We start from the raw sequence: 25193 nt of genomic DNA, 5'->3' as shown, positions 1-25193 counted from the left end.
ATCATTATGAGTTATCTACAAGAAGTTATTACCGATGTTTTAGAAAACTATTCTGATAAGATAGAGCGTCTTGTGTTTGTTACTACGGGTAAACGCCCTGCACTCTTCCTCAAAAAACACTTTGCCGAGCAAGTAAAGCACGCTACTATTGCCCCTGAGTTCATCGGGATAGCCGACCTATTTACGCGTATTTCGGACCTGCAACCTATCAGCAATTTGCCTTTGCTCTTCGAGTTTTACGATTGTTATGTAAAAACTTGTAAAGATACCCCCGATAGCTTTGAAGAGTTCCTCAGCTGGGGACAAACGGCTCTCAAAGATTTTAGTGAAATCGACCAGTATTTGGTAAATCCCGATAAGATATTCCCTTATATTCACGCCCTCAAAGAAGTAGAACATTGGTCGGGTATGGACGAGCTTAGCGAGATGCAGAAAAAATATTTGGAGTTTTGGAACACTCTTGGCGATTACTATTTCGCTCTCAACAGCAAACTCACTGAAATGGGTAAAGGCTATGGTGGTTTCATCGCTAAAAAAGCTGTTGAAAAACTCCCCGAATACCTGCAAACACACAGCAATAGCATTCATATATTCGTCGGTTTCAACGCTCTTTCCAAAGCCGAACAACACGTAATTCAATCTATATTAATGGATATAGGCGGTGAAATTTATTGGGACGGTGATACTTATTTTTTAAACAATCCAGCCCACGATGCAGGGTTCTTCTTGCGCAAGTATATAAAAAACTGGCGTTATTACCAAACCCATAAACCTAAGTTTATACAAAGCAATTACGAAAAAGAAAAAGAACTCTATCTCACGGGAGTACCCAAAAGCATCAATCAGGCACATAGTGTAGCCGAACTGCTCAAGAATACCCCCTCTAATCAATTGGAAAAAACAGCCCTCATCATCGCCGATGAGAATTTGCTCATACCTGTACTACAAGCCGTGCAACCCAAAACAAGTGTGAACATTACTATGGGCTACCCCTTGCAACAAACTCCTCTCAACGACCTTTTTGTCGCCTATTTCCGCTTGCATCTTTCCAAGAGTTTTTACTATAAAGATATACTGAACCTGCTCTCACAACCTTTCTTGCACACCTTGCTAAAAGAAGAAGTGGTGCGCCATATTTCGGAGTTCATCAAAAAACACAACCTCACCTATATCACCCGTAAAAAGCTATTCGAGTCGGTAGATGAAACCGAACACGAGATGCTCACTTTGCTATTCCCCGATGCCAAAGGAAAAACACTCATCACTACCCTTATCGACAATGCTATTACGCTTATCTATCGCCTAAAAGCACAAATCGACCCTGAGAGCAATACTCACCTACTCACTCAAGAGTATGCTTATCGCTTCTTTCAGTTATTCAATCAGTTAAAGCAGTTACAAGAGCGATACGGCTATATCGATTCGGTGAAAACGCTTTATCATTTCTACTTAGATGTATTACAAAAGAGTTCACTCAATTTCCGCGGTGAGCCTTTGGAAGGCTTGCAAGTTATGGGTGTGTTGGAAAGCCGTAGTTTGGATTTTGAGCGCGTGATTATTACTTCGGTAAACGAAGGCGTATTACCCTTAGGCAAAAGCGACAGCTCTCTGATTCCTTACGATGTGAAGTACGAACTGGAATTGCCTACCTACAAAGAGCGTGATGCGGTGTACAGTTACAACTTCTACCGCATTTTACAGCGCGCCAAACAAGTACACCTATTCTACGATACCGAGATGAATAGTCTGAAAAGCAAGGAAAAAAGTAGGTTTATCCTTCAATTGTTGGCAGAGAAAATTCCCACTCACAAGGTAGTGCACCAAATCAAAGCCCCTGAGGTATATCCTGCTGTGTTGCGACCTCTTAACATCAAAAAAACGACCTCTGTAATCGATACACTAAAGACACTTGCCGAGAAGGGCATTTCACCTTCAGCACTAACTACCTATATCCGCAATCCACTTACTTTCTACGAGCAACAAGTACTACAGGTATACGAAGAAAAAGAGGTAGAAGAAACTGTTGAAGTACGCACTTTTGGAAATATCGTACACGGCACTTTAGAAGATTTGTACACATCTTTCTTAAACGAAATACTCACCGAAGAGCACATCAAAAAAATGCAACCTTTGGTACTCCCCACTATCGAAAAACGCTTTGAAGAAGAGTACCGAAGTACTGATTTTAGGACAGGTAAAAACTGGCTTATTTTCAATGTAATAGAGAAGTATGTGCGTAGTTTTTTAACTTTAGAACTCAACGAAATAAAAAGTGGTACCGAAATTATCCCTCTGTATTTAGAACAGAAAATAAAAATACCTTTCCAAGCTTCTCACTTGCCTTTTCTTGTTAATTTCAAAGGGATTATCGACCGGGTGGATAGACGTAACGGAGTGTTGCATATCATTGACTACAAGACAGGAATTGTAGAAGAAACTGATGTGCGTATCAAGGATTGGGAGAGTCTTATTACTGATATCAAGTACGGCAAAGCTTTCCAACTCCTTACTTATGCTTATATGATTACCCAGCATTTCAAAATTGATGAACCGATGATAGTTGCCAACCTATCGTTTAAGCGTTTGCAAAAAGGATTCTTGCGTTTCCACACCTATATCGACAAGGTAAAAGACTGTGATGTAACTGCTCAAACTCTCGCTCTGTACAGTCAGTATACCGAGCAACTATTGCAAGAAATCTTTGATATAGAGAGACCTTTTTACGAGAAACTATAGTATTTATATCTTATATTCCTTTTGTGTGTTTATCAGCTTAACATTTTCTGAGCTTTTTTTACAGCTTCTACAAAGGTATCTATTTCTTCAAAGGTATTGTAAACAGCAAAGCTGGCACGAACTGTACCTGGTATACAGTAGAAGTCCATAATAGGTTGGGCACAATGATGCCCCGTACGTACAGCAATTCCTAATTGGTCGAGAATTACACCTACATCATAAGGGTGAATGTTTTGTAAGTTAAATGATATAACAGCGGTACGCTTACTCAAATCATCATTACCGTAAAGAGTAATGCCTTCTATATTTTGTAATTTAGCGATAGCATATTCTAATAGTTTGTGTTCGTGTCTAGCAATAGCTTCCATTCCCAATTGCTGTATATAGTCAATTGTAACTCCAAACGCAATACCTCCACAAATATTAGGAGTACCTGCTTCAAACTTATAAGGGAGATCGGCATAAGTACTCTCTTCAAAATGTACTTCTTTTATCATTTCTCCCCCTCCTTGATAAGGAGGTAATTGTAATAGTAATTCTTCTTTACCATACAACGCTCCTATCCCCGTAGGTCCGTACATTTTATGAGCTGAAACAGCATAGAAATCAACATCGAGAGTTTGCATATCGGGTTGCAAATGTGGGGCTGCTTGCGCTCCATCTACTAATACAACAGCTCCTACACGGTGTGCTTTTTCTATAATTTCTTCTATAGGGTGAATATTTCCTAAGGCGTTCGATACGTGCTGTACACACACTATCTTCGTACGCTCATTTAGCAGTTGGTTATACACCTCTAAGTCCAAAATTCCTTTCTCATTCATCGGGATTACCTTTAAGGTAGCCCCACTCCGTTGACAAGCTAATTGCCAAGGCACTATATTGCTGTGGTGTTCTGAAGCCGAAATAATTACTTCGTCTCCCTCTTGCATCAGTGCGCCATAACCGTTAGCCACTAAATTAATACTGTGGGTAGTTCCCACAGTAAAAAGAATTTCAGAGCTTTTACGGGCATTGAAGTGGCGTTGTAGTTTCTTCCTCGCTTCTTCATAAGCATCAGTAGCTTCTTGGCTGAGAGTGTGTACTCCACGGTGTATATTAGCGTTTTGGTAACTGTAATAATGCACTATTGCCTCTATCACTTGTGTAGGCGTTTGCGAAGTTGCTCCATTATCAAAATAGATAAGAGGTTTGTTATGAATAGTGCGTGAGAGTATAGGGAAGTCTGTTCTTATTTCAAGAATACTTTTCATTGTTCGTTATTTTGGGTGCAAAGATACAACATTTTTATTGTATTACCACAAACCTAAAATCAAACGGATTAAAGTCTTTTATTAACTCAGGAATGAGTTCTTCTCCTTTCATCAAATAGAAATCTGTGAAGTTAGCAAAACGCTCCTGTAAGGCTCCATTAGGAAAGAGTTCATTTTGTAAAAAAATAGTCTGTTCCAATTCCTCTGCAAACTTCCTTTTCTGGGCTTTTAAGAGGCGTTTTTCCAGTTTGTCTAACCCTTTCAGCTGTTTTACTTCTTGTGCTTTTACAGCGTTTTCAAAAGTAACATCAGTGTGTTTGGCTAACTCATATAAGTGCTTAAACTGCTTGTGTAGTAATTCTTTTTCAGGAGTAAAATCTATAGGAATTTCGCTTAACTGTCTTACTTTCTTGTTTTTTAAATCTTCTGGTTTTAGAAATAAGTCTTCTACTGAAAGTTGTAGTTTTTGTAGTTTTTCGGCTTGTCTTTGCGAAATAATCATTGCTGAATTGCGCAGCATTAGTATCGGGAAGGGTACTTTCTCCTTATTGAAAAAGCCTTTTAATTCCAGCCAATAGGCTATTTCACCACCTCCACCAATATATGCCAAATTGGGTAATATTACCTCTTGATATAAAGGTCGTAAGATTACATTGGGCGAAAATCGTTCTGGATGGGTGCGTAGTTCCTCTAAAATCCCCTCCTCGGAAAAACGAATATTCGTACCGTGTACCTCAAAGCCGTCCGCAGTGCGCACAAGACGATGTCGTCCTCCTTCTGTAAGATAAAACATATTCACCTCACGAGGGTTCACTTGCACGGGATAAGAGCTATTTACAGTATGTAAAGCCTTAATACTTTTAGTAACCTCAGTATGTGCCACACTGTGCAGTAAATCATCGCTTATGTAAGGGATAAATTGTCTTTTTAGGGCTTTATCGTTGCCATCTATTACTACAACTCCGTATGCTTCAAAAAGAGCATTTACTAAGTAACGAGTGGCAGAGGCTAAATCTTTATTTTTTAGATAACTATCGTGGAAGAGTGTGCGCAAAGTATTAGCATTTTTGCCTAGATCTATGGCTTTGTCAAAAGTCTGAAACACCGCTTCAAGTGTGTCAGTAGCAAAGTTGCCTATGGCTCCTGTTTGGTCGCTATTCCAGCAAATTGTGCGATTGTTGAAGTGAAAGTGGTTAATCTCCTCAAAATCATGGTCTTCTGTAGCCATCCAATATACAGGTACAAAGTGCTTATCAGGGTACTTTTCGGCGAGCTGTTTAGCAGTATTAATTACCGAAATAATCTTGAAAATGAAGTAAAGATGTCCTGTAAAAAGACTTAATTGATGTCCCGTAGTGATGGTAAAAGTATTACTTTTGGATAAAAGTTCGATATTTTTAAGTACTTTCGGAGTAGTTTTTACCTCAGCGTATTGTTCTTTTAAACTACTGACCAAAATATGGCGTTTCTCCTCGGTAAAATCAAGAGCTTTTTCTTCTATTTGCTTTTTAAATTCTAACAATAAAGGGAAATTATGATAAAAAGGGCGTAATTTTTTTTTCTCACCTACATAATCAGTGATGAGTTTAGAGAAAAAACGAATATTTTGATAAGGAATATAAGCGGTAATCATACGCTTTTTAGTGTTTTATTATTCGTCGTCTAATGAAGAGTCATCAGGTATATCTAAATTGCTTACACTCATATCATCTTCTTCGTTATTCATAAAGTCATCATCTTCGTCGAAGTTTTCCATAGTGTCAGCTAAGCGGGTACTTACTTTCACTAAATATATAGTGTCATCAGTACGGACTTCCAAGGCATCAACTGTTTCATTTTTAGCATTCTTAAAACGAATCACATCTGCATCTGTATACCCTTCGGGGTATTTCTCTACCAACATTGAGAGAATCTCATTAGTTAGTTTGTTGTAGTCTACTATTACACGTTTCATATTAATATTACTTTTCACGGGGCGAAAGTAAGTCAATTTTTATAATTACAAAATAAAAAATCTACTTTTTTTTATTTTGTTGTATCTTTGTCCCGCAATAAAGCCCATTTTTTCTAAGAAAATAAAATTATGAGTATGCAATTATTTTTTCACTCCAACCTTCATTCAAGTAGCACAAATTGCTTTTTTGATAAGGAAGAAAGCCAACATATAGTAAAGGTACTGCGCAAAAAAGCAGGCGATATACTCCATATTACCAATGGTAAAGGACTTCTTTTTGAAGCAAAATTAGATTTCGCTACACCTAAACAATGTGAGGTGTCTATACTGAAATGTACTCCTCAGCTTTCCCGTCCTTACTACTTACATTTGGTGGTAGCACCTACCAAGATGAATGAACGTTATGAGTGGTTCTTGGAGAAAGCCACCGAAATAGGCGTTGATGAAATTACTCCTATTATCTGTGAACATTCTGATCGTACCACTATCAAAGTAGAACGTTTTGAAAAGATACTCCTTTCAGCAATGAAACAATCGTTGCAATGCTATTTGCCTAAACTGAATACGCCTATTGCATCAGCTCAGTTTTTCAAAACGATGCTGACAGATAGTTCAGCTAAATATATAGCTCACTGTCAAGAAAATGAAAAGCGCTTGCTCTCTCGCGCCCTCAAGCCCTTTCCTGAGCGTATTACTGTGCTTATAGGTCCTGAAGGCGATTTCTCTACTAATGAGATAAACACCGCTTTGCAACAAGCATTTGTGCCTATCTCATTAGGAGATACTCGCTTACGCACCGAAACAGCAGCCATAGTAGCCTGTCATACCGTTGCGGTAATAAATGAACTGACTAACATTAGTTCAACTTAATATCATCTTAGGTCTGTCGTTCCTTCGTCTTCTGTTCGTCGTTCCTTCGTCTTCTGTTCGTCGTTCCTTCGTCTTCTGTTCGTCATTCCTTCGTCTTTTGTTCGTCTTTTGTTCGTCTTTTGTTCGTCTTTTGTTCGTCTTTTGTTCGTCTTTTGTTCGTCTTTTGTTCGTCTTTTGTTCGTCTTTTGTTCGTCTTTTGTTCGTCTTTCCCTCATCTGCTCGTGCGGCTCGCACCGTCTTTTGTTCGTCTATCTTTCATCTTTGCGTCGCTACATTCCCCCCTCTTTGAGCAGTTGAGGGGGAGGTTACCTTTGTCTTTTCACTATATCTGCCTATGCGTCTCGCTCTATCCGCCTGTCGTGCTACGACCTCGCACCGTCTAAGAGATAAGTAAAAAATAAGATGAATTATAGTTATACTTCGTGTTCGCCTTTGATGTCTCTGTGCTCGTAATCGGCAATCATCAGTTTTTCGTAATCAGTCTTAGTACCTTTACCGAAACGTCTGCCAATATTGTCAAAAATAAGGTATACCAAAGGCACTACAATAAGTGTTAAGAACAATGAGGAAATAAGTCCACCTATAATTACAATCGCCAAACCATTGTTCACTTCGGCACCTGCTCCATTGGCAATAGCAAGCGGAATCATACCTGCTACCATTGCAATAGTCGTCATCAAGATAGGGCGTAAACGGGCGTGGTTTGCTTGTATTAATGCAGTTACAGTATCTTCCCCTTCTTGCTTGCGGTGGTTGGCGAAGTCTACTAACATAATCGCATTCTTAGCAACCAACCCAATAAGCATAATGATACCTAAAAGAGTAAAGATATTGAGTGACATATTAGCTAATGCCAAAGCTACTAAAGCTCCAATGAACGAAAGCGGTATAGAGAACAATACCACAAAAGGTCGTGAAAAACTGTCGTATAACACTACCATTACCATATAAACTAAGAGAATAGCTGCAAAGAGCGATATAAACAAGGTGCCGAACCCTTCGTCTTGCATCTCTTGGTCACCTGTAAACACAAAGTGTACGTTAGCAGGTTTTTCTAATTGGTCTATCTTAGTTTTCCATTCTGAAACTATAGTACCTGTAGGACGACCTACCGATTGAGCTTGTACTGTTACCGAAGGAGATTTGTCATAACGTTCCAGCTGTGTAGGTCCTGAAGCGTAGGCTATAGTCGCAAATTGTGATAGTTTTACCTGTTGTCCCACCGAGTTGATAAACATCATATTTTCTATATCGTCTATAGACTGACGGCTACCTTCTTCAAACACTATATTAATATTGTATTCTGAATCTCCTGTGCGGAACTTACTGTCGTCATTACCATTAAAAGCGGTTCGCATCGTTCCCCCTACAGTAGCAATATTAAGTCCTAACATTGCCATCTTATCGCGGTCTATCTGCACATTTATTTCAGGATTACCAGATTCTGAGGAAAGCTTAATTTCAGTAGCACCTTCAACAGTTTTAAGAAGCTCAGCTGTTTTTTCAGCGTACTGTTGGGCTACTTCCACATTGTCAGAAGTAACAACCAAAGCAATTGGTGCTTGTTTAGCTCCCATCAATCCTACAGGCACCGTCTTTACTTTAGCATCTACCAAATACTGACTCAGTTCACGTTTCAGCTTTGCCGCAATTACGTTAGTCGATTCACTACGTTCTTTCTTATCGATAATAGTAAGCTGTATTTCCGATTTATAAGGGGTTGCTTGTGAAGCTCCCATACCACTGGTAGACTGTCCTACAGTAGTAATCATACTCTCTACCAAAGGTTTATTGGTACCCTCTACTTTTAAGCTACGAAGATAATTTTCAGCTTTTTGGGTCATAAAGTTAGTCTGCTCTAAGGAAGCATCTTTATTCAATTCAAACTGTACTAAAAACTTTCCTCTATCCATATTAGGCATAAACTCAGATCCGATAAATCCAGTAGGAATCAATGAACAAGAACCTACAAAAAGGAAAAATACCAAAATAATAGTTTTCCATTTATTGGCAAATACCCATACCAATAAGTCAGAGAAGAACTGTGTAAAGCGTTTGAGGTATCCTTCAAATCCTATGGTCATCTTTCCTAAAAATGAATTGGGATTTGCGTGCTCTAATTTTCCAAACCTAGAGTACAACCAAGGGACTACTGTAAAAGACATCAATAATGAAAGCATTGTAGCAATAGCTACAGTCAAACAAAACTCACGCAATACTTTTACTACAATAGCATTACCTAATGAAATAGGAACGAACACTACCACAATTACTAAGGTAATTGCCATTACAGTAAGCACAATTTCCTTAGAGCCATCAAAAGCAGCACGCACTTTATTCTTACCCATCTCCATATGACGGTGAATGTTTTCCAATACTACAATAGCATCGTCCACCAAGATACCTACCACCATCGAGAGGGCAACAAGACTCATCAAGTTCAGTGTAAAACCAAAGAAATACATACCTATAAAAGTAGCAATGAGAGAAGTAGGTATAGATACCATTACGATAAGAGCATTACGCAGGCTGTGAAGGAAGAAGAACATCACTACTGCTACCAATACAATTGCCAATATCAAATCGGACATTACAGAGTTGGCTGCTTCCAAGGTAAACTCACTGGTATCTTCAGCCAATAGCATCTTTACACCTTCATTTTTATAAGTCTGCTCTACTTGTGCCATCTTCTTGCGCACCATTTCACTCACTGATACGGCATTGGCATCGGTTTGTTTGATCACTTGTAACAAAAGGGTATTTTCTTGGTCTATACGCGCTATTTTTGTAGCTTCTTCTTCGGTGTCTTGCACATCAGCTACATCCGAAAGTCGTATCTCTACTCCATTCTGCGAAGCAAGTATAAGGTTGCGCAATTGTTCTACATCTTGTAATTTACCAAGCAAACGTATAGAAGTGCTATTCTCACGAGTTTTAATTTTACCCGCAGGAATTTCCATATTCGAAGCTGCAATCAATTGTTGTACTTGAGCAATAGAAAGACCATAACCTTCTAACTTCTTAGCATCAATGCTCACGCGTATTTCGCGTTTGCGACCACCTATTATATTCACTTGTGCTACTCCTGGAACACGTGATAACTCTGGCTGTATTTTTTTATCTACCAAGTCGTACAATTCTTGTGCCGATAACTTAGAAGTTACCCCAATAGACACAATAGGCAAATCGGAAAGAGAGTATTTACTCAATGATGGCTCTTTAGCATCATCGGGCAAATCAGCTCTTATTGCATTAATTTTGCGCTGTGCCTCATTAAGGGTATTATCTACATTCGCATCGTTAGTAAGTTGTACTACTACCACCGAAAGACTTTCATACGAATATGATTGTATCTTTTTGATATTTTCCAAAGCCGAAACGGCATCCTCAATTTTCTTTGTCACGGTGCTCTCAATCTCCGAAGGAGAGGCTCCCGCATACACAGTAGAGATTGTAACTACATTCACTTCAAACTTAGGAATGAGCTCGTAGTTCAATAACTTATACGAATAGAAGCCACCAAGTAGCAACAACAAGAGCATCACAATAAGTACACTGGGACGCTTAATAGAAAGTTTAATTAAATCCATCTTTTGTTTGTTCTAAATCGGGGGCAAAGGTACGATAAAAAACTTAATAAACAAAAAAAGTTTCCATATTTTTGGAAACTTTTATTATGAGTAAGTACTTGAATAATTTATGAGACTTACTGTTTTGGAGGATATTTTTCTAATATTTTATTTACAAAGTTATTAATAGCTTCTTCTTTGCGTTCCGTTGTTTGAGGTAGGTTACCTACACCTTTACCTTGCCAGATGAGTTCGCGTTTATGAGCGTCTATAATTTCAATATAAAGAGAACCTTCTGTACTTCGAGCGACGTTATAGGTTGCTCCTCCCCAAAAAGGCCCCCAACCCATTCCCCAGCCCCAATAGTATGGAGAATTGTTATATACATCTACATTTTCTTGTTCACGTGTAAAGATATTTACTAAAACATCTGGTTTTTCAGAAAGTGTTATTCCTTTAGAAGTTAAATTACGCTCAATAGCTCGTAAGATACGTTTCTTATCTAAATCTGAGATAGGAACTTTATCAATACCTTCTTTAAAGAAAGCAAATGATTTGTATGCAGAAAAATCGGCCTGTTGGTCATAATCTGTAGCTACATATACACTAGCACAAGAACTAAGAACAACAGCCATAATTAGGAGTATAAAAACAGTTGTTTTTTTCATATCATAAGTTATTTAAAAGGTTATAAATTCTAGCTTTATAAGCACAAAATCTATACCGTTTTATATTTTTCTATCCATTAATTGTAGGGCAAAAGTTCTGAGGTATTCTCGTTCATCATCTCCTATAGTTATTTTCTCTAATATCATAAGAGCTTTTTGAGTATAATTTTCTATCAGCTGGCGAACTGCTTTGTCTGCATTTGTTATCTGAAAAATCTCTCTTACTCTTGCTATTTTATTATCAACTTCATTTAAAGCATATGCTCTTTTATTATCAACTTCATTTAAAGCATATGCTCTCAATAGTTCTTCACGTTGTTTTTCATTGCTTAGGGCTAAAGATTTTAAATAGAGTATAGTTTTCTTATTCTCTATAATATCACCTCCTATTTTTTTACCAAATGAAGCATCTCCAAAAGTATCCAAATAATCATCTTGTAACTGAAAAGCTATTCCTAAATTTAAACCAAAATTGTACATATTTATTTGGTTTTCCTTAGTAGTTTCTGAGATAATACTACCCATTTGTAAGGCAGCTCCTATAAGAACTGAAGTTTTGTATGAAATCATTTGCATATATGCCTCAATACTTACCTCTTGTAGCTTTTCAAAATCCATATCCATTTGCTGTCCTTCACATACTTTAAGAGCTGTTTCACTTAATGTTTTTACTAATTCTTGAAATATTTCTGAAGGATAATCCTCTAATAATTTATAGGCAATGATAAGCATAGCATCTCCTGAAAGTATACCTACATTTGTATCCCATTTTTGATGTACAGTAGGCTTGCCACGTCTTAGAGAAGCATTATCCATAATATCGTCGTGGATAAGTGAAAAGTTGTGAAAAACCTCTATGGCAGTAGCTGCATTAAGTGCTTTGTGATAGTCTTTACCAAAAATATTGGTTGCAATAAGGGTAAGTATAGGGCGAATACGCTTTCCCCCTAAGTTAAGAATGTACTGAATAGGTTCATAGAGGTGAATAGGCTCTTTGGGAGTAAAAATTTTTTCTATATGCTGTAAAAAAGCTGTTTTATACTCTTCAATGGGAAGCATAATAATTTATTATTAGTTTAGAAAGTTAATACTTGTCTGTTTTTTATCCTTTTCTTAAAAGCTCTATTGCGTGATTACGAGCTGATTCGCCACTATTTTTTCCTTCAAGCATTTCTGAGAGTTCTGAAATGCGTTCCTGTTCAGTGAGCATTTTAAGATGGGTAGTTGTCTTACCTGTTATATCTTCTTTAAACACTTTAAAATGATAAGCACCTTTAGCAGCTATTTGCGGTAAATGAGTAATGGCAAAAACCTGTCTGTTTTTGCTCATTTGTTTCATTATATCACCCATTTTTTGAGAGATTTCCCCTGATACTCCTGTGTCAATTTCGTCGAACATAATAGTAGGGAGTGCTGTATGTGCTGCCATTATTGCTTTTACAGCTAACATTATACGCGACAGTTCTCCTCCTGAAGCTACTTTCTTTAATGGTCCAAAATCTCCTCCTTTATTGGCAGAAAATAAAAATGAGAGCTCATCATTTCCGTTGTTAAAGAAATGTGAGGTAGATGTTAGCTTGATATCAAAATGCCCATTGGGCATTCCTAATTCGTGCATAAAGCTCTCTAATTGTTTAGTGAGAGAAGGAACTACTTTTTCACGAGTTTTGTGTAACTCAGTTGCTTTTTTAGAAGTTTCTGCTTGATGTTTTGCAACTAACTCTTGTTGTTCTTTAAGGTCGAAATCTGCGCTTTCAGTTTTAGAAACAGCCTTCTCTAAATGCTCTTGAATACTCATCAACTCTTCAACAGTTGTTACTTTGTGCTTTTGCTGAAGTGAGTAGATTTTATTGAGTTGCTTAGATATTTCCTCTAAATTTTCTGGGTCTGTTTCTATGTTTTCATCTATGTCTGCTACATCTCTACTCAAATCTTCTAAATCTAAGAAAGCCGAGTCAATGCGTTCGTATAATTCGCGGTATTGCTGTTTGTATTCTGTAAGATTTGAAAAAGCGCGACGCAGTTCACGCAAATTATTCAAGATACCTATGTTCTCATCGTTGAGCAAATATAAACTTTCAGCTACACTTTCTTTTATCTCTTCGATGTTAGAGGCTTCTTCATAGCTTTCTTCCAATTCCTCCAAAATGCCTTCTCCTAAAGTAACCGATTTCAGTTCTTTTAGTTGGTGCAGATTGTAATCGTATTCTTTATTAGCTGTCTGTTGGAAATCTATGAGCTCTTGTAGTTTTTTTTGTTCGTTTTTAAGTAGTACTAAAAGGCGTTGGTATTCCTCTAATAAAGATTTATTTTCAGCCATTGCATCTATAATTTCAAACTGAAAAGCTGTGTCACTTAAAGAAAGTGTCTGATGCTGAGAATGAATATCTACGAGAACTTCACCTAAACGTGAAAGCACGTCTAATGTTACAGGAGAATCATTGACAAAAGCTCGAGATTTTCCCGAAGGAAGAATTTCACGACGTATAATAGTTTGAGGGTCATAATCTATTTCCAGCTCATTAAAGAGAGATTGAAATTCATAATTTTGTAAAGAAAATTCGGCTTCAATTATACATTTTTCATCTTTATTCCTCAAAGCAGACATATCGGCACGTTTCCCCAATACTAAGGAAAGAGCGTCAAGCATTATAGATTTTCCTGAACCTGTTTCGCCTGTGATAATAATAAAGCCTTTAGGGAAGTCAACTTTTAGGTCATCAATTAATGCATAATTTTTTATAGAAAGAGTGTTGAGCATATTCCTTATTTTATTTCATTCCACTTAGTTACTTGGGTGGGAGCTAATTTCATTAAGGCTTCTTTTAGCATTTTGGTATTAAAAATCATTCCACCTGAGTAAATAGAGGCAATTTCATCAGTTTTTGCATTAAAAAACAATATCATCGCATAGGAGCTCAACCGTAGGCTCGGTATTTTTTCAAGTAAAATAATAGCATTCTGGATAGCTTCTTTTCCACCTTTCTCATCGGTGCTCATTATATCTAAGCCCAAACGATGGTATTGGTATAAAGCTTTGTGATAATCAGTGTAATTTTCTGAAATGAGCTCATTTATTAACAAGAATCGGTTGTTTTTACCATTATCAGCCCAACCTGTATAACTACTGTTTTGTGCTATATTAGCAATTTGTTGTGCCTTTAAGAAATAAGGTCTCCCTGCATTTTCAGCAAACGTATCAGCATCGAACCCTAATAGCAAATAGGCATAGTAAGCTATTACCGACGTGAGGTTCGACTCAAAGGCATTTTCATTGAAGGTAAGAGGAGCAAACTCTTGATAGTCAAAAGCTACTTCTTTATCTTGCAAGTTAAATACAGGAGATTGATAAGCTGAATTGTATACAGGACGTGAAGATTGCACCAAAAGACTTGCTTCATAGTGCGAATTTTCAAACTTATTAATCACCAGAGTAAAACTACAACGGATACGTTCGTTTTCGCGTACTTTTAAATCTGTCCAACGGGTTTGATTGATAAATTCTTGCAAAGATTTTTCTAAGGTCTTAAAGACTGAGCGATTACTTAAATTTACCTGTTGTGTATTGACCGTTACCACGGCATTCAACTCTTGTGAGAAAGAAAATGAGCTGGCAATTAGGGCTAAAAAAAGTATTATTCTTTTCATAATGATATGTGTCATATAATTATTTCCTATCTTCCCATTCTAATTAATACGGTATCTCTTCCGTAATTTCAAGACCGTAGCCCGACATTCCTACGTAATTAGACGCATTTTTAGAGTTGGTAAGCAATCGAAGTTTTCTAATACCTAAATCGTTGAGTATTTGAGCTCCCATTCCAATATCTTTGGTATCTTTACCTACTTGAGGAAGAGAGTGCCCTGTTTGGTGTTCTTTGATTTCGGTAATGTGCTGTAATAACGTTTTCGAATAACCTTCTTTATTAATTACTATCACAGCTCCTTTGCCTTCCTCATTAATTTTTCTGAAAATGCGTTCAAGAGGGTTGTCCTTATCTCCTGCTATAACTTCCAGAATATCATTGCTGATAAACGATGAATGAACGCGCGTAAGCACAGGTTCATCTGCTTTCCAAGTGCCTTGTGTAAAGGCTAAGTGTATTTGCTTGTTAGTAGTTTGTTCATAAGCGCGCAAGCGGAATTCTCCATAAGGGGTTTGCAACAAGAAATCTTCTTTCTTTATCACAAGTGTGTCTTTGCGCATACGATAAGCAATAAGGTCTTCAATAGAAATGATTTTAAGGTCGAATTTCTTAGCTACTTCCACCAACTGAGGTAATCGTGCCATCGTACCATCTTCATTTAAGATTTCTACTAAAATACCGGCAGGTTTTAGTCCCGCAATACGAGTGAGGTCAATAGTTGCTTCTGTGTGTCCTGTACGGCGAAGCACTCCGCCTTCTTTAGCGCGTAAAGGGAATATATGTCCAGGACGCCCTAAGTCGAAAGGAGTGGTCTTTGGGTCTACCAATGCTTGAATAGTTTTTGCCCGGTCGAAAGCTGAAATACCGGTAGTACAACCCTGACCTTTCAAATCTACTGAAACAGTAAACTGAGTTTCGTGCAGTACGGTGTTGTTTTGCACCATCATCGGAAGGTCAAGCTCAGCACAGCGTTTTTCAGTAAGAGGAGCACAGACTAACCCGCGACCGTTGGTAATCATAAAATTAATCATCTCAGGAGTTACCTTTTCAGCAGCAGCAATAAAATCGCCTTCATTTTCGCGGTTTTCATCATCTACTACAATAACGACTTTTCCTTTTTTTATGTCTTCAACAGCTTCTTCAATGCTGTTTAGTTTAATATTGTTCATCTTTATCAATTGATTTTATACAAAATGAACACGAGTGTATCACTCGTGTTAAAATTATAAATAGTTATTAATCTTCGTTCAACTTAAAAATTAACTGTAATACGAGCGATTTTGGCACTTTCCTCAATATCTCCTTCTGAGATATTATCGGTAAGGTCAAAAGCTGTTTTAAGAGCCGATTTATCAAAAGTAAAGTAGTAATTCTTTCCTTTTGGAGTAACCATTACGCTACTGATAGAGGGCTCAATTTCTAAATCGGGATATTTTTTCTTTACGTCTTTAAAAGTACTCTGTAACGAAATCCCTTTTTCGGTAGCGTATTTATCGCACAATATCAATACACTTTCCACTATTTTATCCCCCTTATCATTGGTAGTGGGAGTAATTTCAAGAAGCTCTTTACCTTCTTTGTCTAAAATAGTAATGCGTTCAGCACTTGCATAACGCAACTCTCCTTCCATAGTCGAGTTTACTATGGAGTCCTTAGCAAAGATAGAATCTAACTTTTGTATGGGAGTGTCTTTTTGGAGGACTCCTACACTGTTATTAGTGATGAGGAACTCATTCTTTTTATTGTTACACGCCACAATAGTTAAAAGAACAGTAATGATGATAAAGTATTTTTTCATTATTTCTTGATGATTTTATTTAATATTCCTAAAACTCCTCTTACGAACGAAGCACTTGTAACCATTTTTATCAAAGGATTAGTACCCGAACGCTTAGTAGTGGTTTTTTGTGTAGTGGGCTTAGGAGCAGAAGCTTTATCGGCTTCCTTAGCTTCTTTTTGCTTCTCTTCCTCTTTCCGCACGTCCTCTATTTTCTTATTTAAGATTTCATAAGCACTTTCACGGTCGATAACTTCGTTGTATTTGCGCACTAACTCCGAACGTCCTACCAACGCTTCAATTTCACTATCACTAAGAATATCCATTCTACTCATCGGTGCGCGCATCATTGTGTCTACCAATGGGGTAGGTATTCCTTTTTCGTTCAGTACTGTTACCAGTGCTTCTCCTGTTCCTAAGGAAGTAAGCGTATCGGTAGTGTCGTAAAATTCTGATGAAGGATAGTTCTCCGCAATCAGCTTAATGGCTTTACGGTCTTTAGCGGTGAAAGCACGCAGAGCGTGTTGTACCTTCATACCCAGCTGAGAGAGTATCGCATCGGGAATATCGGTAGGGTTTTGAGTACAGAAAATAAGCCCCACACCTTTTGAACGTATGAGCTTTACAATGTTCTCTAATTGGTTGAGAAGCGTTTTGGAAGCCTCATTGAAAATAAGGTGCGCTTCGTCGATAAAGATAACCAACTTAGGTTTCGACATATCGCCTTCTTCGGGGAAAGTAGTGTAAATTTCAGCCAAAAGACTCAACATAAAGGTCGAGAACATCTTAGGACGGTCTTGAATGTCCGTAAGGCGAATGATGTTTACATAACCTTCGCCCTGTGCATTGGTTCTCATTAAGTCAGCTGGTTCAAAACTGCGCTCGCCGAAGAAAAGTTCAGCACCTTGATGCTCTAATTCCACAATTTTACGCAAGATAGCACTTGTTGAGGACTTAGAAACCGCTCCGTACTCTTTCTCGAAGTCGGTCTTTCCTTCATCAGTGGCATATTGAAGTATTTTCTTTAAATCTTTTAGGTCTAACAAGGGTAGTGCGTGGTCATCGCAGTATTTGAAAACCACTGCCAAAACACCTTCTTGCACATCGCTTAGGTCTAAGATGCGTGAAAGTAACACAGAGCCAAATTCTGATACAGTAGCACGCATACGCACACCCTTTTGCTCCGAAATGGTCAGTAGTTCGGTGGGGAATGCCTGTGGTTGAAAGTCTAAGCCTATCTTACCTAAACGCTCTAAGATAAAAGGCTTTACTTCACCAGATTCAGCAATACCACTGAGGTCACCTTTTAAGTCCATTAGCAATACAGGAACACCTTTTTTAGAAAGGTTTTCGGCGATAACTTGCAGAGTTTTAGTTTTACCTGTACCCGTAGCTCCTGCGATAAGCCCGTGGCGGTTAAGTGTTTTTAAAGGTAAATTTACCAATACGTTTTCAATAGGTTGCCCTTCGTAGATAGCCCCTCCTAAGGTAATGTAATCACCTTTAAAGGAGTATCCAGCGAGCATTGTTTCTTTAAAAGAATCTATTTTAGCCATTTGTTATTAGTTTTAAGCTGTTAGTAGTGTTTTACTTATTCGATAGGTAGTTGGCATTTTCAAGGCACAAAGGTAGAAAAAAAAGTTGAAAACCCAAAATTTATTAGGTAACAAATTTATTTTTAGTGCAATAAAAGGATTTGTTAATAACCTTATGAGACTTACAGACTAAGAGCAAACAACGGTCTTTCCTTTCGTTTTACGTCGCTTTATTTCCCTCAAAACTACGGTTTTTCATTAACTCTTAACTCCTCATTTTTAATCATTTACATAGCTATTGTATACCAATCTTCCAAGATTCGTATAAGCTTCCTATAAGCTTCCTATAAGCTAAACGTACCCTCCTAATAACCTTTTTTCACCAAAATCCCCTTCAATCATCTTCCGAACCTCTCCGTTATCTTCCGTTTCTTCGTGACCCTACTACTAAGCCATCAATCTCCATTTGCTAATTTACTAATTTTTCACATTTGCTAATTCATTTTTTTTTGCATACCTTTGCACTTGTAAGTAGACTGTAAGTTATGCAAATACCTAACACTTTTAACCTTAAAGTTCAAGCTGAAAAATATATTCCTATCCATAGCGAAAAGGAACTCATCAGTGCGTTACAAGAGTATCACAATCCATTTGTTTTAGGGGGAGGAAGCAATATGCTTCTCACTAAAAATATTACGCAACCTGTGTTTCACATTTTGCTTAAAGGCATTAGCACTGTAAAAGAAACTGATGAATACATATGGCTTAAAGCACAAGCTGGAGAGAATTGGCACCAATTTGTGCGTTATACTTTACAACAGGGCTATGGCGGACTTGAAAATCTTTCACTGATCTACGGCAATGTAGGTACTACTCCTGTACAGAACATAGGGGCTTATGGGGTGGAAATAAAAGATGTGATGGAGAGTTGTGAGACTATTGAGGTTCATACACTGCAAAAACGCATATTCACAAATGCAGAATGTGCTTTTGCTTATCGAGAATCTATTTTTAAGGGGAAAGAGAAGGGCAATTACATCATTACTTCGGTTACTTTTAAACTTACTAAAAAGAACCACCAATTGCACACGCAATACGGAGCTATTCAGCAAGTCCTTTCAGAGCGAGGAATTACTAAACCTACCCCAAAAGAGTTGTCCGATGCGATTATTACTATTCGCGAAAGTAAATTGCCTAACCCTAATGTTTTGGGTAATTGTGGCAGTTTCTTTAAAAACCCAATTATTCTAAAAACTGATTACGAAAAGCTACAACAGCAATATCCTGAAATTCCTTGTTATCCAGTAAATGAAACCGAAGTGAAAGTGCCAGCAGGTTGGCTTATAGATCGCTCAGGACTCAAAGGTTATCGGAAAGGAGATGCAGGAGTGCACAAACATCAAGCATTGGTATTGGTAAATTATGGTGAAGCTACAGGTGAAGAAATTTTAGCGGTGGCTAATTATGTAAAAGCTCAAGTGCGAGAAAAGTTTGGTATTGCCTTGGAGTTTGAAGTGAATATATTTTAATGGATATACTTCATTTACATACAACTCAATCCAACTCTTGATTCGCATTATTTCAATATCTTTATCTAAAAAAATAATTATTGATGAAAAAAGAATATCATAAAGAAAAATTACAAACTATTGTACTTTCTAATAAGGGAGGTATGGAAGTAACCGTACTTAATTTTGGTGGTGTGATTAGCTCTATTAAAGTGCCTGTAAAGGGGAAAAAAGTAGAGTGTGTATTGGGATTCGACACGTTTGAAGAGTACGTAAGTGAGGCTTACCGCAAAGAGTATCCGTATCTTGGTGCGATTATAGGGCGTAATGCAGGGCGTATAAAGTATGGAAAAGCTATTATCGATGGCAAGGAAATACAATTGAACTGCAATTTGGGAGAAAATCAAATACACGGAGGCTCAGTAGGCTTTGATAGTGTCTTTTGGGACGTAGTGGCAGTAAATAGGGGAGATGATAATTCTTCAGTAACCTTACAATATGTTTCTAAAGACGGCGAAGAGGGTTATCCAGGTGAGGTAACGGTGCGTGTAACTTATACGCTTACTTCCGATAACCGTTTGCGTATTGATTATCACGGCACCACCGATGCACCTACTATTTTAAATCTCACTCAGCATACGTATTTTAACCTCAATGAAAGCAATACCGATGTGCTTAACAATACCTTACAAATAAAAGCCGATAAGTACGTACCGTTAGAAGAAGGGTTCTTTACTCCTACAGGTGAACGCCCTCCTGTGGCTGGCACACGTTTGGATTACCGAAAAGGGCAAAAGGTATATGCTCATACTGATAATTCGTTTGTACGTGAGATTACCCCTGAGGAAGTAATGGCTACACTTACTAACGGAGAAGGTTCATTGGCAATGGAAGTGCGTACCAATCACCCTGTGTTACATATCTATGCAGGATATTATTTACCTGAGTTGCAACCACCTCATCGCAAAACTATAGGGCAAAGCAGAGGGATTTGTTTTGAAGCACAAGGTTATGCCGATGCTACTAAACATCCACAGTTCGATAATGTAGTGTTAAGACCTAAAGAAGAATACAATTTTTTTACCGAATTTAAGTTTATACACCTTTCGTAGAAGGAATATAAGATACATAGAAGCATAAAAAAAGAGTCTGTACATCAGACTCTTTTTTTATGCTATTACCATTTAAAATCTAGCTTTTTTGTTCTTTATTGAAGTACACCAAATAGTAATACATTTGTTTTTCTTCGTCCCAACCTTTCTCAATAAACTTATCAGCTGATTCTGGATTGATAAAGTCCATACGTATTTGGATATTAGTGTCTAAATCAATCACATTTTTAATTTTTTTGCGTACATCCGATACAGCCTTATTAACAATCGGGAAGGTTGATACATCTTCTATTTGGTACTTAGGTCCTTTTTCTACTTTGTAGTGCTTAAACTCTGGTATTAATTCAGGATTTTCAAACACTTCATTCATAAACGAGGTTTCTTCAAAATCATCATTCTTAGCGAAGTAATTAATCGCACGGTTCATAAACAAAACCTCTTCTTTTTTATCCTCAGCAGGTAAGATTACATCTTTGGCAAAGTCTTGGCTGAATTTTAAGTACTTTTTAGTATAGAAATTATCGTCTATTAACGCATCGACATTTAGAAAGTTCTCTAACCAATATTTAGTGTCATAACGATTGCTATCGATGGAAAGTATTTTGTATCCGTCCTCTTTATTCACATTAAAGATAATACAACCTTTATCCAATCGGTGAATGTTTACTCCCTCTTGGATAATCATCTCCAACTGGTTAGCCTGTTCTTCAAACTGCAAAAAGCTGTTCCTCATCTCCGATTTGAAGATACCCACTGCTTTTACCTTTTCATTATCTAAATAACTATCGTGAAGAAGCGCTACATACACCTCTCCACTTTTGATATGTGGGTGATTAGACTGATTGTACAAGTGTTGCGCGATCTTCTTAGATTGCTCGTGAATAGAGCTCTCGTCCTCAAAAATAGGAGTTACCAGCTGGTAAAGTTCATTGAACTCAACATCGGTATCGTGTACTAAGTGAAAGTAGTTTTCTTCTTTTTCACGGAAAGGTTTAAAGAAGTATTCTTTCAGTAGCCCTATAATCTCATCGTTTAGTGCATAAGGTTTTTCTGAAAGGAATAGAGGTTCTCCTTTGCTTAGATTACCTACCCTGTGAATAGAAAGTGTTTCAATGTTTGTTGTATATAAATTTAGCATAGTTACTTGTTATCTGTTACTATTACGTAATTAGTAGTATTCTTCTTCACTGAAACTTCCATAATCGTCTTCGTCGAGGTCAAAATCGTTAAATTCATCTTCAAACTCATCAAAATCATCAGCTACGAATGATTTCTCGGGAGCTTCAGCAGGAATAGAACCGTGAGCGTATATCAGAGCAGGATAAGAAACGCCTGTTTCTTCTTCATCAATCTCTACTAATTCTACGAAGAATGTCCACATCGACATAAAGTCGTATACGTACAATAGTTTAGGCTCTTCTTCACTTACTACCGATTCGATGGTTGTCTCTTCCATCAAGCGCATTTCTCCACTTTCTGATACATCAAAAAGGGTGATTTCTTCTCCTTGATTCCAATCCTCATCGGTAAGATAGAAAGAAGCCATTTCGTCACCAGCAAAGCCAAATGATTGGTTGATTACATTGTGTAAATCTTCCAAAGTAGCTTCTCCTTGAATGATAATATCTCTAAAAACGTCTTCTTTAACGTCAAGTATCACTCTGAATTTGTATACCATTTTTAGTTTTTAGTTATTTTAGTTGTTAGTAAAAAACTTTGTCAAAGGTCGTAGCACGACAGGCTGTTAGAGACTTTGACAAAGTTTGTATATCCTTATTTTGTATACTTATTTAGCTATATCTGTAATTTCAATATCAAAAATAAGGTCGCTATTAGGTGGAATCACATCGCCAGCACCTCTTTCGCCATATCCTAAAGCAGCAGGAATAAATACGCGTATTTTATCACCTACTTTCATTGTAAGTAAAGCATCTCTGAAGCCTGGTATAAGTTGTGCAGAAGTGTTGTAAGGCATAGGGAAGGCTTGGTATCCTCCTTGTTGTTCACGTAATGAGTCGTACTTACCATAAGCCTCTTCAATTTCTTTTACGTTAGAATCGAAAAGGGTTCCGTTTCTCAAATAACCTGCGTAGTTTACCATTACTTGATGTGTGTGATTAGGTTGTTTGCCTTTGCCATCAACTAACTTAAAGATTTTTACTCCTGAAGGAAGTGCTTTAGCTTGTGGTTCCTGTACTTTTACTTCTTCTAAGAACTTAGCTGCAGCGGCTTTCGTCTTAGCTTCTTTTTCTCGCTCTCTCTTGTTAATTTCTTTGAAGTAATCTTCAAAAACTTTTACAGCATTGAAGTTTTTAGCATCTTTACCATTAGCAATAATAGTAATCTTATTGATTTTGATATCCTTTTCAGGCTTGTCGTTCATTACTGTTTTAGTATTAGCAATAGCATCTATTACTTCTAAACCTTTCACCGTTTCGCCGAATACTGTGTGACGACCATCTAAATGAGGAGTAGGCACTTGGGTAATAAAAAACTGACTGCCATTGGTAGCTGGTCCTGCGTTTGCCATTGACAAGATTCCTTTTTTATCGTGTTTTAAAGTAGGCACTATCTCATCTTCAAATCGGTAACCGGGTTCTCCCATTCCAGTGCCGGTAGGGTCACCTCCTTGTATCATAAAATCCTTGATTACTCGGTGGAAAATTGTTCCGTTGTAAAACGGTTTACCTTTGTATTCAGCTTTTACAAAAGTGTTTTTACCTTCTGCCAAAGTAACAAAGTTGGCTACTGTTACAGGAGTTTCTTTGTAGTTTAGTTTTACAATAATATTTCCTTGAGTAGTTTCGATATCCGCAAATAAGCCATCGCCTAAATCTTTATAGGCTTTCTTTTGCGAATTGCAACTGAAAAATACAAACATTGCAGAAAGCAATGCGATAAAATTGAGTCGTCTCATATATAAAATTAATTAAAATTTCTACTTATTCAGGTCGTGGTTCTATTTTCTCTTTGTTCTTTTCAATTTTAAAAACCTCTATCTTGGCAATAATAGGCTGGTTGAAAGTTATTTTATCTTTATCACCACGATAACCATAGGCTACGCTCGAGGGGAAAAAGAAAACACCACTTTCTTTCTCTTTTAGCAATTTTAGTGCTGAACGCAACCCTTGGAATACCTCTTCTTTATCTACATTATACTTATAATCACCATCGGGTTTCTCTTGGTAGAGTTCGTTACCCTGCAAATCCGAAAGACTGTAATCATAGGTTACGATATCGCCAAACTGTGCTGTGTAGTCAGCATTAGGATTTTGGTTTAGGTAATAGAATTTAAAACCGTGTTGTGAATCTATAAAGGTGTGGAGCGTATCTTTTTTGATAATAGAATCAATAAGAGCTTCTTCTGAAGCTAATAGTACTTTGTTTTTCTTAGCCGATTCCTTTAAAAAGGTACTTGTTTTCTTGGTTACAGGGTGGCGTGCTTGTCGGTCGGCACAGCTTATGAAAACTATGCCAGCAACCATTATTATTGCTATTTTTTTGAGTATATTCATTGTATTTTAAATATTCTTGTGAATAAAATCAGGCAAAACTTGTTTAAAATAAGTTACTGCTTCTTCCATTGTACCGTCAAATCTACCTCCTGCAGCATTGATGTGCCCTCCTCCGTTGAAATATTTGCGCGCAAACAGATTTACATCGTTATTATCTTTGGAACGCAACGACATTTTTATAAAATCACCTTCTTGAATGAAGATTACTGCCAGCTTGGTGTTCTTAATCGTAAGCCCATAATTTACGAAACCATCAGTATCTCCTTTTTGGCAGTCGTATTGTTGTAGTTCTTCGGAACTAAGCGTTGTGTAAGCCGTGTCGTACTCTTTTAAATACGTCATATTTTTCAGAACTACACTCAGTAATTGCAATTTGTTAAATGAATTATTATCAAACACATTACTGTTAATCTGACTGTTTTTAGCTCCTTTTTCGATAAGAAAAGCAGCTATTTTTAGCGTATTGCTAGTAGTGGTGGGATATTTAAAATTTCCCGTATCGGTCATTATTCCTGTGTACAAACAAGTAGCTATTTCTCTATCTATTTGGTTTTTATTGCCCATTGCATCAATAAACGAATATACCATTGCGCAGGTAGAGCTGGCATTGGGGTTAGAGAAAGTTACTTTGGCATAAGCCTCAGGCGCTTGATGATGGTCAATCATCACAAATGTAGCAGCCGAGTTTTCTAATAAAGGTGTGAGCCCATCAGCGCGTTTAAGCGAATTGAAATCAAGCGTAAAGATGAGCGTAGAGTTTTCTATTTGTTTTTTTGCCTTTTCAGGAGCATTGTCATAGATGAGAATCTCATCGGCTGAGGGTAACCATTTTAAATAATCAGGAAAATCATTGGGCGACACCACCGTTACATTTTGGTGCAATTGCTTTAAATACAAATATAGTCCCAAGCAACTCCCTATGGCATCTCCATCAGGGCTTTTGTGAGGAATGATACTTATTTTCAGCTGTTTTTTAAGTAGTAGCTTAACGTTTTCTATATCATATATATTCATAGGGTGCGAAAGTACGACATTATTTTTAATTATCG

At 37.3% G+C, this 25193-nt stretch carries 21 protein-coding genes; 4 read left to right on the top strand and 17 right to left on the bottom strand.

Features of this window, described 5'->3' with window-relative positions; all coding sequences use genetic code 11:
* Positions 1-6: 6 nt before the first annotated feature.
* Positions 7-2736: a PD-(D/E)XK nuclease family protein gene (locus tag HMPREF1528_RS03725; protein WP_016478691.1), complete on the top strand. Its 2730-nt coding sequence runs from the start codon at positions 7-9 to the stop codon at positions 2734-2736.
* 32 nt (positions 2737-2768) lie between these two features.
* Here the strand turns inward: HMPREF1528_RS03725 and HMPREF1528_RS03720 are convergent, their stop codons facing one another.
* The 3 genes from HMPREF1528_RS03720 to HMPREF1528_RS03710 are packed head-to-tail and all read right to left on the bottom strand — an operon-like array spanning position 2769 to position 5943.
* Positions 2769-3989 (bottom strand): aminotransferase class V-fold PLP-dependent enzyme, encoded by a 1221-nt coding sequence (locus tag HMPREF1528_RS03720; protein ID WP_016478690.1) that lies wholly within the window; start codon positions 3987-3989, stop codon positions 2769-2771.
* A 34-nt stretch (positions 3990-4023) separates the two neighbouring features.
* On the bottom strand, positions 4024-5622 hold the full coding sequence (bshC, locus tag HMPREF1528_RS03715; protein ID WP_016478689.1) for a bacillithiol biosynthesis cysteine-adding enzyme BshC: 1599 nt from the start codon (positions 5620-5622) through the stop codon (positions 4024-4026).
* Between the two features lie 18 nt (positions 5623-5640).
* Positions 5641-5943 carry a hypothetical protein gene (locus tag HMPREF1528_RS03710; RefSeq protein ID WP_002671767.1) on the bottom strand — a complete coding sequence of 101 codons (303 nt, stop codon included), beginning with the start codon at positions 5941-5943 and terminating at the stop codon, positions 5641-5643.
* Between the two features lie 129 nt (positions 5944-6072).
* On the opposite strand from HMPREF1528_RS03710, the gene HMPREF1528_RS03705 reads away from it, so the two are divergent.
* Positions 6073-6813 (top strand): 16S rRNA (uracil(1498)-N(3))-methyltransferase, encoded by a 741-nt coding sequence (locus HMPREF1528_RS03705; RefSeq protein ID WP_016478688.1) that lies wholly within the window; start codon positions 6073-6075, stop codon positions 6811-6813.
* A gap of 2 nt (positions 6814-6815) precedes the next feature.
* Here HMPREF1528_RS03705 and HMPREF1528_RS03700 read toward each other — a convergent pair whose 3' ends face one another.
* The 9 genes from HMPREF1528_RS03700 to HMPREF1528_RS03660 form a co-directional block, all read right to left on the bottom strand.
* Positions 6816-7028, bottom strand: a complete 213-nt coding sequence (locus HMPREF1528_RS03700) for a hypothetical protein (RefSeq protein WP_034567834.1) — start codon at positions 7026-7028, stop codon at positions 6816-6818.
* 198 nt (positions 7029-7226) lie between these two features.
* Entirely contained in the window at positions 7227-10403 is a 3177-nt protein-coding gene (locus HMPREF1528_RS03695; RefSeq protein WP_016478687.1) for an efflux RND transporter permease subunit, read from the bottom strand.
* A gap of 116 nt (positions 10404-10519) precedes the next feature.
* Positions 10520-11050 carry a DUF4136 domain-containing protein gene (locus HMPREF1528_RS03690; protein WP_016478686.1) on the bottom strand — a complete coding sequence of 177 codons (531 nt, stop codon included), beginning with the start codon at positions 11048-11050 and terminating at the stop codon, positions 10520-10522.
* Between the two features lie 60 nt (positions 11051-11110).
* On the bottom strand, positions 11111-12109 hold the full coding sequence (locus tag HMPREF1528_RS03685; RefSeq protein WP_016478685.1) for a polyprenyl synthetase family protein: 999 nt from the start codon (positions 12107-12109) through the stop codon (positions 11111-11113).
* 43 nt (positions 12110-12152) lie between these two features.
* Positions 12153-13811 (bottom strand): DNA repair protein RecN, encoded by a 1659-nt coding sequence (gene recN / locus HMPREF1528_RS03680; RefSeq protein ID WP_016478684.1) that lies wholly within the window; start codon positions 13809-13811, stop codon positions 12153-12155.
* A gap of 5 nt (positions 13812-13816) precedes the next feature.
* Positions 13817-14713, bottom strand: coding sequence for a DUF4835 family protein (locus HMPREF1528_RS03675; protein WP_016478683.1), 897 nt, complete (start codon positions 14711-14713; stop codon positions 13817-13819).
* A 28-nt stretch (positions 14714-14741) separates the two neighbouring features.
* Positions 14742-15866, bottom strand: a complete 1125-nt coding sequence (gene ribB, locus HMPREF1528_RS03670) for a 3,4-dihydroxy-2-butanone-4-phosphate synthase (RefSeq protein ID WP_016478682.1) — start codon at positions 15864-15866, stop codon at positions 14742-14744.
* Positions 15867-15949: 83 nt separating this feature from the next.
* A complete protein-coding gene (locus HMPREF1528_RS03665) occupies positions 15950-16495 on the bottom strand; it encodes a hypothetical protein (RefSeq protein WP_009411807.1) in 546 nt (181 codons plus the stop codon).
* Positions 16495-18030, bottom strand: coding sequence for a helicase HerA-like domain-containing protein (locus HMPREF1528_RS03660; protein ID WP_016478681.1), 1536 nt, complete (start codon positions 18028-18030; stop codon positions 16495-16497). Before HMPREF1528_RS03660 ends, HMPREF1528_RS03665 begins: the two co-directional genes overlap by 1 nt.
* 524 nt (positions 18031-18554) lie before the next feature.
* Between HMPREF1528_RS03660 and murB the strand changes: the two genes are divergently transcribed.
* Entirely contained in the window at positions 18555-19538 is a 984-nt protein-coding gene (gene murB, locus HMPREF1528_RS03655) for a UDP-N-acetylmuramate dehydrogenase (protein ID WP_016478680.1), read from the top strand.
* An 83-nt stretch (positions 19539-19621) separates the two neighbouring features.
* The gene (locus tag HMPREF1528_RS03650; protein WP_016478679.1) at positions 19622-20629 is read left to right on the top strand and encodes an aldose epimerase family protein; all 1008 of its coding nucleotides are present in this window, start codon (positions 19622-19624) and stop codon (positions 20627-20629) included.
* 79 nt (positions 20630-20708) lie between these two features.
* Here HMPREF1528_RS03650 and HMPREF1528_RS03645 read toward each other — a convergent pair whose 3' ends face one another.
* The 5 genes from HMPREF1528_RS03645 to HMPREF1528_RS03625 all read right to left on the bottom strand — a co-directional run bounded on the left by HMPREF1528_RS03645 (position 20709) and on the right by HMPREF1528_RS03625 (position 25158).
* Entirely contained in the window at positions 20709-21767 is a 1059-nt protein-coding gene (locus HMPREF1528_RS03645) for a nucleoid-associated protein (protein WP_009418343.1), read from the bottom strand.
* 30 nt (positions 21768-21797) lie between these two features.
* On the bottom strand, positions 21798-22307 hold the full coding sequence (locus HMPREF1528_RS03640) for an IS1096 element passenger TnpR family protein (RefSeq protein ID WP_002671788.1): 510 nt from the start codon (positions 22305-22307) through the stop codon (positions 21798-21800).
* Between the two features lie 108 nt (positions 22308-22415).
* Complete coding sequence (locus HMPREF1528_RS03635; RefSeq protein ID WP_016478678.1) at positions 22416-23546, bottom strand: peptidylprolyl isomerase; 1131 nt, start codon at positions 23544-23546, stop codon at positions 22416-22418.
* A 25-nt stretch (positions 23547-23571) separates the two neighbouring features.
* On the bottom strand, positions 23572-24144 hold the full coding sequence (gene gldI / locus HMPREF1528_RS03630) for a gliding motility-associated peptidyl-prolyl isomerase GldI (RefSeq protein ID WP_016478677.1): 573 nt from the start codon (positions 24142-24144) through the stop codon (positions 23572-23574).
* Between the two features lie 6 nt (positions 24145-24150).
* On the bottom strand, positions 24151-25158 hold the full coding sequence (locus HMPREF1528_RS03625) for a DHH family phosphoesterase (protein ID WP_016478676.1): 1008 nt from the start codon (positions 25156-25158) through the stop codon (positions 24151-24153).
* Between the last annotated feature and the right edge of the window lie 35 nt (positions 25159-25193).

The organism is Capnocytophaga sp. oral taxon 336 str. F0502 (assembly GCF_000411575.1).
GTDB classification, from domain to species: domain Bacteria; phylum Bacteroidota; class Bacteroidia; order Flavobacteriales; family Flavobacteriaceae; genus Capnocytophaga; species Capnocytophaga ochracea.
This window is presented reverse-complemented; position numbering and strand designations above follow the sequence as displayed.

Excerpts from the sequence above, each read along its gene's own strand:
- HMPREF1528_RS03725 (WP_016478691.1), top strand. The coding sequence starts at position 7 with ATGAGTTATCTACAAGAAGTTATTACCGATGTTTTAGAAAACTATTCT.
- HMPREF1528_RS03720 (WP_016478690.1), bottom strand. The coding sequence starts at position 3,989 with ATGAAAAGTATTCTTGAAATAAGAACAGACTTCCCTATACTCTCACGC.
- bshC (WP_016478689.1), bottom strand. The coding sequence starts at position 5,622 with ATGATTACCGCTTATATTCCTTATCAAAATATTCGTTTTTTCTCTAAA.
- HMPREF1528_RS03710 (WP_002671767.1), bottom strand. The coding sequence starts at position 5,943 with ATGAAACGTGTAATAGTAGACTACAACAAACTAACTAATGAGATTCTC.
- HMPREF1528_RS03705 (WP_016478688.1), top strand. The coding sequence starts at position 6,073 with ATGAGTATGCAATTATTTTTTCACTCCAACCTTCATTCAAGTAGCACA.
- HMPREF1528_RS03700 (WP_034567834.1), bottom strand. The coding sequence starts at position 7,028 with ATGAGGGAAAGACGAACAAAAGACGAACAAAAGACGAACAAAAGACGA.
- HMPREF1528_RS03695 (WP_016478687.1), bottom strand. The coding sequence starts at position 10,403 with ATGGATTTAATTAAACTTTCTATTAAGCGTCCCAGTGTACTTATTGTG.
- HMPREF1528_RS03690 (WP_016478686.1), bottom strand. The coding sequence starts at position 11,050 with ATGAAAAAAACAACTGTTTTTATACTCCTAATTATGGCTGTTGTTCTT.
- HMPREF1528_RS03685 (WP_016478685.1), bottom strand. The coding sequence starts at position 12,109 with ATGCTTCCCATTGAAGAGTATAAAACAGCTTTTTTACAGCATATAGAA.
- recN (WP_016478684.1), bottom strand. The coding sequence starts at position 13,811 with ATGCTCAACACTCTTTCTATAAAAAATTATGCATTAATTGATGACCTA.
- HMPREF1528_RS03675 (WP_016478683.1), bottom strand. The coding sequence starts at position 14,713 with ATGACACATATCATTATGAAAAGAATAATACTTTTTTTAGCCCTAATT.
- ribB (WP_016478682.1), bottom strand. The coding sequence starts at position 15,866 with ATGAACAATATTAAACTAAACAGCATTGAAGAAGCTGTTGAAGACATA.
- HMPREF1528_RS03665 (WP_009411807.1), bottom strand. The coding sequence starts at position 16,495 with ATGAAAAAATACTTTATCATCATTACTGTTCTTTTAACTATTGTGGCG.
- HMPREF1528_RS03660 (WP_016478681.1), bottom strand. The coding sequence starts at position 18,030 with ATGGCTAAAATAGATTCTTTTAAAGAAACAATGCTCGCTGGATACTCC.
- murB (WP_016478680.1), top strand. The coding sequence starts at position 18,555 with ATGCAAATACCTAACACTTTTAACCTTAAAGTTCAAGCTGAAAAATAT.
- HMPREF1528_RS03650 (WP_016478679.1), top strand. The coding sequence starts at position 19,622 with ATGAAAAAAGAATATCATAAAGAAAAATTACAAACTATTGTACTTTCT.
- HMPREF1528_RS03645 (WP_009418343.1), bottom strand. The coding sequence starts at position 21,767 with ATGCTAAATTTATATACAACAAACATTGAAACACTTTCTATTCACAGG.
- HMPREF1528_RS03640 (WP_002671788.1), bottom strand. The coding sequence starts at position 22,307 with ATGGTATACAAATTCAGAGTGATACTTGACGTTAAAGAAGACGTTTTT.
- HMPREF1528_RS03635 (WP_016478678.1), bottom strand. The coding sequence starts at position 23,546 with ATGAGACGACTCAATTTTATCGCATTGCTTTCTGCAATGTTTGTATTT.
- gldI (WP_016478677.1), bottom strand. The coding sequence starts at position 24,144 with ATGAATATACTCAAAAAAATAGCAATAATAATGGTTGCTGGCATAGTT.
- HMPREF1528_RS03625 (WP_016478676.1), bottom strand. The coding sequence starts at position 25,158 with ATGAATATATATGATATAGAAAACGTTAAGCTACTACTTAAAAAACAG.